The sequence below is a fragment of the Streptomyces sp. NPDC033216 genome, from assembly GCF_055577115.1.
Map to the genome: position 1 here is coordinate 1 of NZ_JBVIQK010000043.1, position 12104 is coordinate 12104.

At 73.3% G+C, this 12104-nt stretch carries 11 protein-coding genes; 4 read left to right on the forward strand and 7 right to left on the reverse strand.

The features are described 5' to 3' along the window. Window positions 1-195: 195 nt before the first annotated feature. Together ACZ5Y0_RS35725 and ACZ5Y0_RS35730 are read right to left on the reverse strand one after the other, a co-directional pair. Window positions 196-1764: a P-loop NTPase family protein gene (locus ACZ5Y0_RS35725; RefSeq protein ID WP_469132799.1), complete on the reverse strand. Its 1569-nt coding sequence runs from the start codon at window positions 1762-1764 to the stop codon at window positions 196-198. Between the two features lie 61 nt (window positions 1765-1825). Continuing rightward, a complete protein-coding gene (locus ACZ5Y0_RS35730) occupies window positions 1826-2020 on the reverse strand; it encodes a hypothetical protein (RefSeq protein ID WP_053748534.1) in 195 nt (64 codons plus the stop codon). A 262-nt stretch (window positions 2021-2282) separates the two neighbouring features. On the opposite strand from ACZ5Y0_RS35730, the gene ACZ5Y0_RS35735 reads away from it, so the two are divergent. After that, on the forward strand, window positions 2283-2675 hold the full coding sequence (locus ACZ5Y0_RS35735) for an ankyrin repeat domain-containing protein (RefSeq protein WP_469132800.1): 393 nt from the start codon (window positions 2283-2285) through the stop codon (window positions 2673-2675). 324 nt (window positions 2676-2999) lie between these two features. Then, window positions 3000-4421 carry a HEAT repeat domain-containing protein gene (locus ACZ5Y0_RS35740; protein ID WP_469132801.1) on the forward strand — a complete coding sequence of 474 codons (1422 nt, stop codon included), beginning with the start codon at window positions 3000-3002 and terminating at the stop codon, window positions 4419-4421. Window positions 4422-4970: 549 nt separating this feature from the next. Here the strand turns inward: ACZ5Y0_RS35740 and ACZ5Y0_RS35745 are convergent. The 5 genes from ACZ5Y0_RS35745 to ACZ5Y0_RS35765 all read right to left on the reverse strand — a co-directional run bounded on the left by ACZ5Y0_RS35745 (window position 4971) and on the right by ACZ5Y0_RS35765 (window position 9556). Further along, window positions 4971-5843: a 5-oxoprolinase subunit C family protein gene (locus tag ACZ5Y0_RS35745; protein ID WP_469132802.1), complete on the reverse strand. Its 873-nt coding sequence runs from the start codon at window positions 5841-5843 to the stop codon at window positions 4971-4973. Window positions 5844-6039: 196 nt separating this feature from the next. Continuing rightward, on the reverse strand, window positions 6040-6666 hold the full coding sequence (locus tag ACZ5Y0_RS35750) for a 5-oxoprolinase subunit B family protein (protein WP_469132803.1): 627 nt from the start codon (window positions 6664-6666) through the stop codon (window positions 6040-6042). Beyond that, window positions 6663-7415, reverse strand: a complete 753-nt coding sequence (locus ACZ5Y0_RS35755; protein WP_469132804.1) for a LamB/YcsF family protein — start codon at window positions 7413-7415, stop codon at window positions 6663-6665. The genes ACZ5Y0_RS35750 and ACZ5Y0_RS35755 overlap by 4 nt, the downstream gene beginning before the upstream one ends. 12 nt (window positions 7416-7427) lie before the next feature. Beyond that, entirely contained in the window at window positions 7428-8258 is an 831-nt protein-coding gene (locus ACZ5Y0_RS35760; RefSeq protein ID WP_469132805.1) for a putative hydro-lyase, read from the reverse strand. After that, the gene (locus ACZ5Y0_RS35765; RefSeq protein ID WP_469132806.1) at window positions 8255-9556 is read right to left on the reverse strand and encodes an MFS transporter; all 1302 of its coding nucleotides are present in this window, start codon (window positions 9554-9556) and stop codon (window positions 8255-8257) included. The genes ACZ5Y0_RS35760 and ACZ5Y0_RS35765 overlap by 4 nt, the downstream gene beginning before the upstream one ends. A gap of 161 nt (window positions 9557-9717) precedes the next feature. Here ACZ5Y0_RS35765 and ACZ5Y0_RS35770 point away from each other — a divergent pair, with 161 nt between their 5' ends. Together ACZ5Y0_RS35770 and ACZ5Y0_RS35775 are read left to right on the forward strand one after the other, a co-directional pair. After that, a complete protein-coding gene (locus ACZ5Y0_RS35770) occupies window positions 9718-10422 on the forward strand; it encodes a GntR family transcriptional regulator (protein WP_469132807.1) in 705 nt (234 codons plus the stop codon). A gap of 103 nt (window positions 10423-10525) precedes the next feature. After that, window positions 10526-12052 (forward strand): hypothetical protein, encoded by a 1527-nt coding sequence (locus ACZ5Y0_RS35775; RefSeq protein ID WP_469132808.1) that lies wholly within the window; start codon window positions 10526-10528, stop codon window positions 12050-12052. Window positions 12053-12104: the final 52 nt, after the last annotated feature.

Genomic DNA, 12104 nt, shown 5'->3' on the forward strand with positions numbered 1-12104 from the left:
GGGGAGTTGGGGGAGGGGGCGTTGGGTTTGGTGGTGTGGGTGGGGGGGGGGGGGGGGGGGGGGGGGGGGGGGGGGGTGGTGGTGGTGGGGGGGGGGGGGGGGGGGGTGGCCCCCCCCCCCCCCCCCCCGACCCGTCGGTGCCCGCGCGGCCGGCCTCCGGGAACGGTCCCTGAGGACGGCCCCTAGGAACGGCCCCTAGGAACTCTCCGCCGGCACGGCCTCGGCCGGTACCGGCAGGCTCTCGCCGTCGGCCGGGGTCGTCCGCGGCGGCAGCAGGTCCAGCACCGCCTGCCGGTGCGCGTCGCTGGTGGCGTCGTCGTACGGGTCCGGAGTGGCCGGCACCTGGAGCCGGTGCGCCGGGCCGGTGCCCAGCCGGGCGTAGCCGCGCCCGGGCGGGACGTGCTCGGCGGGGGTGGTGTGCGGGCGGACGCCCAGGACCGCCTCCAGCTGTCCGGCCGGGGCGGGCCCGAGGACGACCCGCGCGCGCGTGTGCTGTCGTACGGCGTCGCTCAGGGCGTCGAGGCTGTCGAACTGCTCGGCCACCACCACCGTCACCTGGGCCGCGCGGCCGTGCCGGAGGGGAACCTGGAGGAGGGCCTGCGGGTCCTTGCGGCCGTCCGCGTCGGCGAGGTGGGTGAACGCCGTGGGGCGGTCGAGCAGGATCCACAGGGGTCGCTTGGTGTCGTCCGGCGGTGGGTGGCCCTCCTGGCGGGCGCGGTTGGCGGCGATCAGGCGGCGCTCGGTCTCGTGCGCGGCCCATTCCAGGCTGGCCAGCGCCCCGGCGAGGCCGACCTCGACACCCAGGACGCCGTCCCGGCCGGTCAGGCAGGCGTACTCCCCGGTGCCGCCGCCGTCGATGATCAGGACGTCGCCGTACTGGAGGGCCTGGAGGGCGATGGAGCGCAGCAGGGTGGAGGTGCCGCTGCCGGGCTGGCCGACCGCCAGGAGGTGGGGCTCGGTGGAGCGGACGCCGGTGCGCCAGACGATCGGGGGGACGTCGCGCCGCTCCTCGCCGTGGGTGAGGGGGAGCGTGCGCTGGACCTGGGAGGGGTCCGTGAAGCCCAGGACGGTCTCGCCGGGCGCGGTCACGAAGCGCTGGGCGGCGAGGTCGGTGGGGAGCGGGGCGAGCACCGACACGGTCAGCTCGTTGCCCTCCTCGTCCCAGGCGAAGTGGTACTCCCGGCCCCGTCCGGACTTGGCCGTGAGCAGACGCTCGACACGCGCGCGTGTCTCGGCCTCGCCGTCCGGGAAGTACGCGGGGTAGCGGATCTCCAGCCGGGCGATCCGGCCCGAGGCGTCGAACTCGTACGACGGGAAGGCCTTCTCCCACTCGCCGCCGTGGGCGTAGAGGGGAGAAGGGTCATCCGCCGTGGAGAAGTACGGCACCAGGGCCTCGTACAGCGCCTGGAGCCGCTGGGTCTGCGGCTCGTCGGGGCCGTCGGGATCCGGTGGGGTGCGGTCCCGGCCCTGCCAGGCGGCTGCCGCCATGAGGGTGACGACGGCGAGCAGCGGTCCGTACGGTACGAGCGCCACGACCAGGACCACCGAGGCCACCAGGAACAGCAGCGGCCCACGCCGGTCCTTGGGGGTCTCCGCCCACCTGCGCCGCCCCGCCGAGGCCAGCCGGCGCAGACCGCGGGTGACCGTGATCAGCGGGTGGAGGACGTCGGTGGCGCTGTCGGCCGCCGTCCGGGCCAGCTCCCGGCTCCGGGCGATCTGCGCGCTGCCTGTGCTCAGGATGCGGGGGAGGGGGCGCCGGGCCACTGCTGTCTCCTGATGGTGCGTACGGACGGGACGGACTGGACGGACGGCGGGGGCGGCGGCGTCAGAACTTGATTCCGCCGAGGAGGCTGGCCAGGCTCTCGCCGCCGGCCTTGATGCTCGGGGCGAGGGCCGTACTGGCCAGGTAGAAGCCGAACAGGGCCGAGACCAGGGCGTGTGACGCCTTGAGCCCGTCCTTGCGGAAGAAGAGGAAGACGATGATGCCGAGCAGGACCACGCCTGAGATGGACAGGATCATTCTGGTCTCCTGGTTCGCGGGGGACAGTCACCATGAGTACTTCCAGGCTCACAGGATGTATCCATACGATAAAAGGTGCAAGCGGGTGAAATGTGGGTGATTTCCCCCGGATGGCCGAGGTGCTGGGGGCCGCGTGAGCAGCGCGGTCGCGGCGAACGGGTCCCGCCGTGATGGTTGCCTCTGCCGGGACCCGCCATGTGTCCGGGGAGCCAGTACGCTGTCGATTCACCTGAACGGTTGCAACGAGAGGCGGTACCGGCCGATGACCGAAGTCCCCGACCCCGAGGTCGTGGAACTGGCGACCAAGATCTTCGATCTTGCCCGCCGGGGACAGGCCGAGGCGCTCGTGGCCTACGTCGACGCGGGCGTGCCGGCCAACCTCACCAACGACCGCGGCGACTCGCTCGTGATGCTCGCCGCGTACCACGGCCACGCCGAGGCGGTCCGGGCGCTGCTGGCCCGGGGAGCAGAGGCGGACCGGATCAACGACCGGGGCCAGACGCCCCTCGCGGGGGCGGTCTTCAAGGGGGAGACGGATGTCATCCAGGTCCTCCTGGAGGCCGGTGCCGACCCTGCTGCGGGCACGCCCTCGGCAATCGACACCGCACGCATGTTCGGCAGGGCGGAGCTTCTGGAGCTGTTCGGCGCGCAGTGAGCCGAAGGGCGTCGAGCGGGTGAGAAGAAGTTCCTGACCAGGGAAATCGACGACCACGGGGGAGGCGGTACGGGGCCGCCGGAAATATCGGTCGCGGCAGGCTGAGCTGCCGAGTCATCATGACGACGTGATTCACGGACGCGATGGCCGGGCAGGTGTTGCCGCACCGCGCGGGCCGTGATGCGGTCCGCATGGGCCACCGACGAGAGGCAGAGGAAGATGGCTTACAGCAAGCAGGAAACGGCGGGCGCCCCGACGTGTCGTCACGCGGCCAGGTAATGCAGGTCCCCGGTTGCGTCGACGCTTGATGTGAGGCTGTTTCCCATGTTCGATCCGTTCATAGCGCCCAGCGGTACGCTGCTCGGCCTGCTCCAGCGGGGCCGCGGCGACGGCACACTGCACGCGCTCACCGCCCCCCGCTCCGAGGCGCTCGCGGCACTCAACCACTGCGTACTGCGGGACCCACGCCACGACTGGCACGTGGAGAACCGCTCCCTCTACTACGCCCGTCTCTACCTCGACCTCAACGGCGACCTCGACGAGATCGAGGCCCACCTCTTCGACGTCGAGGACGCCTTCGACACCGAGGAGTGCCGCACGGGCCTGAGCCTGGCCGTCCTCGGACACCTCGCTTCCTACGGCCGGCGGGACGCCCTCGACCTGCTCCGCAGGTACGCCGCCGCGGGCTCCAACTGGGCCTGGGCCCTGGACGAACTCGCCCTGCGCGACGACGACGCCGGCCTGCGGGCCCTCGCCGCGCCCGTGCTCGCCCGGTTCGCCACCGACGCCGAGGGCGAGGCCGAACTCGCCGCCGTCGTACGGGACGCCTTCGAGCCACGGCCCTGGCGGCTGTGGGCCGAGGATCCCCGCGAGTACGTCTCCACGCGCGTGCGTGCCGCCCAGGAAGCCGGCTGTTTCGACCGCTGGCAGCGGCAGATGAGCCCCACCGGGCCCCGACCCGGCTGGAGTGTGCGAGCCGTTTTCGAATGGGCCCAGCAAGGCATCGAACGAGGCGCCGCGCTCCATGTCCCCGCCGCCCGCTGCCTCACCGCCGTGGCCGGGCCCGAGGACCGCGCGGAGATCGTGCAGGCGGCCAAGGACGGCACCGAGGGAGCCCGGTGCACCGCCCTTCGCTATCTCGCCGACCACGACGATCCCGAGGCCCCCGACCTCATCGAACAGGCCATGGCGACGGGTTCCGGGTTCGTCGTGGAGGCGGCCGTCGACGCCTTCGAACGCATGCGCAGCGTCGCCGCGGTCGACCGGGCCCGCGGCTGGGCCCGCCGACCCGACGCCCTAGGGGCCGCCGCCGGGCGGGTGCTCGCCTGCCGGGGCGCCGGCCGCGACAGCGACCTCGTCCTCGGCGCCCTGCGCGAGGCCGTGCGCGGCGAGGGCTGCGACGCGCCGACCCTGTGGACCCTGGTCGACGGCGCCGGGCGCCTGGGCATCGCCTGCGCGGCTCCGGTCCTGCGCCATGTCTACCGCGAGACCGCCTCGTCCCATCTGCGCGGGCGCTGCGCCCGCGCCCTCGCCGCCACCGACCCCTCCTTCGCCACCGGCTTCGCCGTCGAGTGCCTCTGGGACTGCGAGGAGACCACCCGCGAGATCGCCGCCCGGCACGCCGAGACCGGCGACGCCCGGGTCGTGGAACGACTGCGCCGCCTCGCCGCCGACCCCGCCGAGGAGGCGGAGGTCCAGACGGCCGTACGCAGCCGGATCGGACCGGACGCGGCCTCCGCGATGTGATGCGGGTGGCCTGCGCCGACGGAGCGGCCTCCCCGGGGGGATGCGAGGTGGCTTCCGCGGACGTGCGTGCACGACGTGACACGGCGGGCTTCTGCCCATGGGGGCCTTCGCGAGGCGACCGACGTGGCCTCCGCCGGCCGGGAGCGACGGCCCGGGCGCACCCGACGGGTGAACGGCGGGCGACCCGCGGATCGGACGGGCGTGACACCGTCTGACCTGCTCGGGCGTGCGGCGCGACGCTCATGGACGTTTGTCGTCCGGGAAGATCGACTTCGGCGTGTCCCCGTCCGGCGCGTCGACAACATGCGGATGTGCGCCCGAATGCGCGCGGGAACCGTCGGCGTCGGCCGCTGACGAGATGCGTCAGGCGCGCGGGGCGCGAGACCCCGGCTCGGTGCTGCGCGTCCGCGGCGGTGTCGGCGGCCCTTGACGTGCTGTCGCTGTCGGTCTTCGGTCTTGGAGCGCCGGCCGGACGCCGCACAGGTGTTCCGGCCGGCGCTGACGCGAACGGGCGTCAGCGCCGGCGTACCGCCACGAAGCGGACGGGCGTCAGCGCCGGCGTACCGCCACGAAGCGGACGGGGGTGCCGGGTGTCGCCTGGGCGGCGGACGGGAGGTCGGCGGGGTGGACGACACCGATCACCGGGTAACCCCCGGTGGTCGGATGGTCCGCCAGGAAGACCACCGGTCTGCCGTCGGGCGGGACCTGTACGGCGCCCAGGACCATTCCCTCGCTCGCGAGTTCGCCCGGCACCGCCCGGTCCAGAGCGGGCCCTTCGGTACGCAGTCCGATGCGGTTGGTCGCCGCGGACACGCGGTACGCGCGCGAGGTGAACACCCGGACCGCCTCCGGTGTGAACCAGTCGTCACGCGGGCCCAGGGTGATCCGCAGGACCAGTTGGGCCGGAGGCGCGGGCTGCGGGGCGACGTCCACGCGCGCGTGCGGGGCACGCGGACGTCGCCCCAACGGCAGGACGGTCCCGTCGGCCAGCGGTGCCGGGCCGAGGCCCGAGAGCAGGTCCGTCGAGCGGCTGCCGAGGACGGGCTCGACGGCGACGCCGCCGGCCACCGCCACATAGCTGCGGACACCGGAGACGGCCGGACCGACGTCCAGGACCGCCCCAGCGGGCACGCTCACGGGCGCCCCCCAGGCGGCGGGCCGGCCGTCCACGGTGACCCGGCAAGGAGCACCGGTGACGGCCACGCTGACCGCGAAACGCGCGCTCAAGGCACAGCCGTCGAGGGTTGTCTCCAGAACGGCGGCTTCGGGCGGATTCCCGACCAGCCGGTTGCCGAGCGCCGCCGCGGGCGCGTCCAGGGCCCCCGAGCGCGGCACCCCGAGATGGGCGTGGCCGGGCCGCCCCCGGTCCTGCACGGTGGTGAGCGCCCCGGCGCGTACGACGGTGAGCGCGCGGTCCGTCATACGGCGCCCTCCCGGACGCGGGGGGCGCGGGCGTCCCGGGTGGCGTGGCCGGTCGGGCGCGAGGTGCTGTGCCGGGCACCGCGCTCAGTCGTGCGCCGCGGACCCGGCCGAGCACGGCCGGCCCTCGCGCACCCCGCGGCCCACGGGGCGCCGAGGACGCTCGGGCCAAAGCCGCGTGGCACCGACAGCGGGCCGGTCATGCCTGTTCCCCCCGGTCCGCCGGGACGAAGCGCACGCGCGTGCCCGGCGTCAGCAGAGCGGCCGGCACGCGCGCGTGGTCCCACAGGACGGCACGCGTGGTGCCGATCAACTGCCAGCCGCCCGGTGAGGAACGCGGGTACACCCCCGTGTACGGACCCGCCAGGGCCACCGATCCGGCCGGAACGGCGGTGCGCGGGGTCGCCCGGCGCGGGACGTCGTAGCGCGGCGGCAACCCCGTGAGGTAGCCGAAGCCGGGCGCGAACCCGCAGAACGCGACGCGGAACTCGGTGGCGGCGTGGATGCGGGCCGCCTCCCGCACGGAGACGCCCCAGTGGGCGGCGACATCGGCGAGGTCGGGGCCGTCGTAGCGCACCGGCAGCTCGATCACCTCGCCCGTCCGCGGCGGAGCGGGCGGAACGGCGGCCGTCGTCAGTTCGGCGGCCCAGCGGGCCGGGTCCGTCAGACCGTCGAGGAGGACCGTACGCGCCGCCGGGACGATCTCACGGACGGCCAGCGAGCCCTCCGCACGGCGCCGCAGCAGCTCGGCGTGGAGGGCCTGGGCCTCCTCCACGGACGCCACTTCGACGAGCAGGGCGTCGTCGCCGACGGGCAGCGCCCTCATGCGAAGGCCTCCACGCGCACACCGCATTCCTCCAGCCGTCGCCGGACCCGGCGGGCCAGCTCCACCGCGCCGGGCGTGTCGCCGTGCAGGCAGAGGGAACGCGCGCGCACCTCGATGCGCGCCCCCGTGTGGGAGGTGACCTCGCCGAGCCGGGCCAGGCTCACCGACCGCTCGACCACGGCGTCCGGGTCGGTGATCACGGCCCCGTCCACGCCGCGGGGCACGAGCGTGCCGTCCTCGGTGTAGGCGCGGTCCCCGAAGGCCTCCGGGACGGCGGGCAGCCCCGCCGTCCCGGCCACCTCCAGCAGGCGCGAGCCCGGCAGTCCGAGCACGGGCAGTGCCGCGTCGGCGAGGAGCACCCCCTCGACCACCGCCGTTGCCTGCTCCTCGTCGCGCACGACGCGGTTGTAGAGCGCCCCGTGCGGCTTCACGTAGGCCACGCGGGCGCCCGCCGCACGCGCGAACACCTCCAGGGCGCCGATCTGATAGGCCACCTCGGCGGCCAGTTCGGCGGGCGGCACGTCCATCGCGCGCCGCCCGAACCCGGCGAGGTCGCGGTAGGAGACCTGTGCGCCGATCGTCACGCCCCGTTCGGCCGCCAGTTCGCACACCCGCCGCATGGTGGCCGCGTCCCCGGCGTGGAAGCCACAGGCCACGTTGGCGCTGGTGACGACCGACAGCAGTTGCTCGTCGTCGGTCAGCTGCCAGCGGCCGAAGCCCTCGCCGAGGTCGGCGTTGAGATCGATCATGCTTTCTCCTGGTCAGGCCACGCGGTACTGCTCGTCGCGGGCATCGGTGAGGAACATCTGGCCCGGTGCGTGGGTGAGCGCGAACGGTGGGCGCGAGGCCATCACCGCGGCCTGCGGGGTCACGCCACAGGCCCAGAACACCGGGATGTCGTCCGGTTCGGCGTCCACCGGTTCCCCGAAATCGGGGCGGCCGAGGTCGTCGATGCCCAGTCCCGACGGATCGCCGCAGTGTACGGGGCTCCCGTGCACCGCCGGGAGCAGACTGCTCTCCCGGATCGCCGCCGCCAGGTGCTCCGGCGGCACCGGCCGCATGGACACCACCATCGGACCCCGTAGCCGCCCCGCCGGACGGCACTGACGGCTCGTCACGTACATCGGGACGTTGCGCCCCTGCTCGACGTGGCGGATCGGCACCCCCGCCCCGGCCAGCGCCGACTCGAAGGTGAAGCTGCACCCGACGAGGAACGACACCAGGTCGTCCCGCCAGTGGCGGCGCACGTCCGTCGGCTCGGCCACCAGTTCGCCGTCCCGCCACACCCGGTAGCGCGGCAGATCGGTGCGCAGGTCGGCGCCCTCGGCCAGGACGGTCGTCCAGGAGCCGGCGTCCGTGACGTCGAGCACGGGACAGGGCTTGGAGTTGCGCTGGCAGAACAGGAGCATGTCGTACGCCCAGTCCGCGGGCACCGAGATCAGGTTGGCCTGGGTGTGGCCGGCGGCGACACCCGCCGTCGGGCCGGTCAGGCCGTCCCGGAAGCGGGACCGGGCGGTTCTCGGGCTCCACGCGTGCGCGTGCTCGTCGGCCAGGGTCACGGGGCGGTCCCCCGAGATGATCGGACGCTTCACGCCAGTTCCCTTCCGCGCGTCTCCGGCAGCCCCAGCAGTGCCAGGGCCGCGAGGCCGTACCCGATCGCGCCGAACACCAGGGCGCCGCCCACGCCCCAGCCGTCGGCGAGGAAGCCGACCGTGGTGGGGAAGACGGCGCCGACGGCGCGCCCGGTGTTGTACGTGAAGCCCTGGCCGGTGCCGCGCACGGCCGTCGGGTACAGCTCGCTCAGGAAGGACCCGAAGCCGCTGAAGATGGCCGACATGCAGAAGCCGAGCGGGAACCCGAGGATCAGCAACAGGGTGTCGGCGCCGGTCGGGATGTTGGCGTACGCCAGGATGCAGACCGCCGACAGCAGGGCGAACAGCCAGATGTTGCGGCGCCGCCCCAGCCGGTCGGTGAGATGACCGCCGGTCAGATAGCCCAGGAAGGCGCCGGAGATCAGGAAGGTGAGGTATCCGCCCGTGTTGACCACCGACAGACCGCGCTCGCTCTTGAGGTACGTCGGCACCCAGGTCGCCAGGGTGTAGTAGCCACCCTGGACGCCCGTGGAGAGCAGGCCGGCGAAGATCGTCGTGCGCAGCAGGGGGCCCCGGAAGATCGCCGTGAAGGAGCCCTTGCCGCTGTTGCGTTCGCGGGCGGCGACCGCCCTCGGCGCGTCCTGCACGCGGCGCCGCATCCACACCACGAGCAGGGCGGGCAGGGCACCCGTCCAGAACATCACGCGCCAGGCCACGTCGTCGTCGAGGAACGAGAAGACCAGCGTGTACACGACCGCCGCGAGGCCCCAGCCGACGGCCCACGAACTCTGGATCGCGCCCAGGGTGCGGCCCCGGTGCTTCGCGCTCGCGTACTCGGCGACCAGGATCGCGCCGACGGCCCACTCGCCCCCGAAGCCGAGGCCCTGGAGTGAGCGGAAGGCCAGCAGCGTCTCGTAGGTGGGAGCGAAGCCGCAGGCCACGGTGAAGACGGCGTAGGTGACGACCGTGATCATCAGGGCCCGGACCCGGCCGATCCGGTCGGCCAGGACGCCCGCGAGGGCGCCGCCGACCGCCGAGGCGACCAGCGTCACGGTGGTGAACAGGCCGGTCTGACCACTGTCCAGGCCGAAGTGCGCCGCCAGCGCGACCATGCTGAGCGGCAGTGTGAAGTAGTCGTAGGAGTCCAGGGCGTAACCGCCGAAGGCGCCGGCGAAGGCGCGGCGGCCGCGCGGGCCCAGGGCGCGCAACCAGCCCAGAGCGCCGTCGGCGGAGGCCTGTTCGGCCGCTGGGGGGTGGTCGGCGGTGGGCGGAGCCTGCGGTGGAGGGGTCGTGCTCATGGGGCACCTCGCAGAGGGATGACGGAGGGTGCTGGAGGCTGAGCCGTGCCGTACGGAGGTGGTGCCGAGCGGAGCATGCTGCCCAGTAAGGTAGAGGATCGTTGAACAATCCCTCAATACCCCTGTTGATTGGTCCTGGTGTCTGCGGTTGAATTCCGGGCATGGCAGAGCAGCTGACCGGACTGGCCGACGACCGCGCGCTCCTGGGCCGCACCAGCACGGCGGAACGCGTCTCGGACATCCTCAGGAGCCGTATAGCGGAGGGCTACTTCCCGCCGGGGACCCGGCTGTCGGAGGACAGCATCGGCGGTGCCCTCGGCGTCTCCCGCAACACCCTGCGCGAGGCGTTCCGGCTGCTCACCCACGAACGCCTGCTGGTCCACGAGCTGAACCGGGGCGTGTTCGTCAGGGTCCTGAGCGTCGAGGACGTCGAGGACATCTACCGCACGCGCGCCCTCGTGGAGTGCGCCGTCGTGCGAGGCCTCGGTGAGCCGCCGTACGCCCTCGACAACCTCGCCGAGGCCGTGGGGGAGGGGGAGCGGGCGGCACGCGAAGGTGACTGGAAAGCGTTGGGGACGGCCAACATCCACTTCCACCGGGAACTGGTCGCCCTCGCGGGCAGCGAGCGCACCGACGAGCTGATGCGCAGCGTCTTCGCCGAACTGCGCCTCGCCTTCCACGTCGTCGACGACCCGCGGCGGCTGCACGAGCCCTACCTCGCCCGCAACCGGCAGATTTTCCAGGCCCTTGAGGCAGGCAGCAGTCACGAGGCGGAGAAGCTGCTCGCCGTGTATCTGGGCGACTCACGGGAACGGATCGTCGAGGTGTACCGGCGGCGGGTGGGCGACGACACCTCCGGCGGCTGAGAAGCCCCTCCGCGCCTGCACCGTGCCGTCCCGAGCCGGTGTGACGGGGGTCGCTTCTGCGTCGTTTGGGTCCATGTCAGACCGAGGACCTAGTCTGTGCACCGTGACTTCGCCTGCATCGACGGACCGTGTTCCGCCCCAGCTCAGCGCGGGGCCGCGCCCCGCGCCGGGCCCGGCCGCCGACGAGGGACTGGCGCGGCGGCTGCGCGCGCTCGCCTGCACCGCACCGATCCACGACCTCGACGCGCGCAAGGCCAACCTCGCCGGTGAGTACTCGGTCTACGGCATGGCGGAGATCGCCCTCGCCGCGATCGACCTGGTCACCCTGAACATGGACTTCGACACCGGCGCCGACCACGACCAGATAGTCGCCCGCCTGATCCCGCGCATCGCCGCGCAGGCCCCCCGGCGGCAGGCCGAGGAACACGAGCGCGTCGCCCGCTGGGTCCTGGAGAACCTGATCAATGTCGGCAGCGTCGACCGCGGCTTCCGCGCCGTGTACGGCACCTTCGCGCCGGACGGCACCTACGTCCGCCGCGACTACGACTTCAAGCTGATCGAGGAGGTCCCCGGATACGGCGGCACGGTCTACCTGCGCACGACGGACGAGGCGGTCAACGTCCTCGTGGGCGCCCTCGACACCGACGTCACCAGCGCGCAGATCGCCGCCGAGGTCAAGCTCGAGGTCCTCATCCGCCGCGGCCGCCTGGCCGACGCCCAACTCGCCGCCGAACAGGCCCGCTACCGGACCGTGCAGTACTCGGAGACGCTGCGCAGGGCCCTGGAGGCGACCCGGCGCAACGTCCGCGCGGTGGACTGGCTGAACGCCGTGCCCGACATGATCGCCGAGGCCCTCGACCACGTCGCCGACCGCTACCGCCACGAGAACGCGATCCTCACGAACATCCGCAGGGCCCGCGACGAGATCGAGGACGCGGAGAACAAACGGCGGGCCGCCGAACTCGTCGACATCGTCAAGGACTGCATCCGCCGGCACACCCAGTTGCAGTCCCGGCTGCTGGAGGCGGGCCCGCTGTTCCGCGCCGAGCAGGACCGGCAGGCCTTCGCCACCCCCATGACGTCGTCGGGAATAGATCTCTACGGGCATCTCGTCACCCCCGTGTTGCCGTTGCCGCTGGAGCAGGCGGTCCGGGTCACCGACGCGTTCTTCGCGCGCGGGACGGGACTGCGGACACCGGTGTCCGTGCGGGTGGGTGATCTCGTCGACCTGCTGTTGACCCCGCCGGTGGAGCGCGAGCACCTCGGCGCGGAAATGCCGGAGCCGGACCTCATCGCGACGCCCGACGACAGCCGTTTCAGCGAGGAACAGCTGGCCGCCGCGATGGAGCTGCTGGACCTGCCCGCCGACGCACCGCGGCGGCTGTCGGGCCTCCTCGCGGAGGCACGCGGTCAAGATCCGGAACTGCCGTACCTGGTGGCGCTGCTGGCCGTGCACGCGGCCAGCCCGGCGGTCGGCACCGCCTATCGGCAGGGCGAGCAGAAGCTGTTGTTCGCCGTCGACGACGGGACCGAACTGGAGGATCCGGAGTTCGGCGGAGCCGACCTGATCGTGGGCATGGCGCTGCTGGACGCGGCGGGGATGGCCGCGGACCGGACGGAAGCAGCATGAGCCGGACCCGGAACAGAAAGAACGAGCACCCCCGCAGCAAGGAGCCGACACC

Coding starts and splice junctions, on each gene's coding strand:
- ACZ5Y0_RS35765 (WP_469132806.1), bottom strand. CDS start 9,556: ATGAGCACGACCCCTCCACCGCAGGCTCCGCCCACCGCCGACCACCCC.
- ACZ5Y0_RS35730 (WP_053748534.1), bottom strand. CDS start 2,020: ATGATCCTGTCCATCTCAGGCGTGGTCCTGCTCGGCATCATCGTCTTC.
- ACZ5Y0_RS35750 (WP_469132803.1), bottom strand. CDS start 6,666: ATGAGGGCGCTGCCCGTCGGCGACGACGCCCTGCTCGTCGAAGTGGCG.
- ACZ5Y0_RS35755 (WP_469132804.1), bottom strand. CDS start 7,415: ATGATCGATCTCAACGCCGACCTCGGCGAGGGCTTCGGCCGCTGGCAG.
- ACZ5Y0_RS35745 (WP_469132802.1), bottom strand. CDS start 5,843: ATGACGGACCGCGCGCTCACCGTCGTACGCGCCGGGGCGCTCACCACC.
- ACZ5Y0_RS35740 (WP_469132801.1), top strand. CDS start 3,000: ATGTTCGATCCGTTCATAGCGCCCAGCGGTACGCTGCTCGGCCTGCTC.
- ACZ5Y0_RS35735 (WP_469132800.1), top strand. CDS start 2,283: ATGACCGAAGTCCCCGACCCCGAGGTCGTGGAACTGGCGACCAAGATC.
- ACZ5Y0_RS35770 (WP_469132807.1), top strand. CDS start 9,718: ATGGCAGAGCAGCTGACCGGACTGGCCGACGACCGCGCGCTCCTGGGC.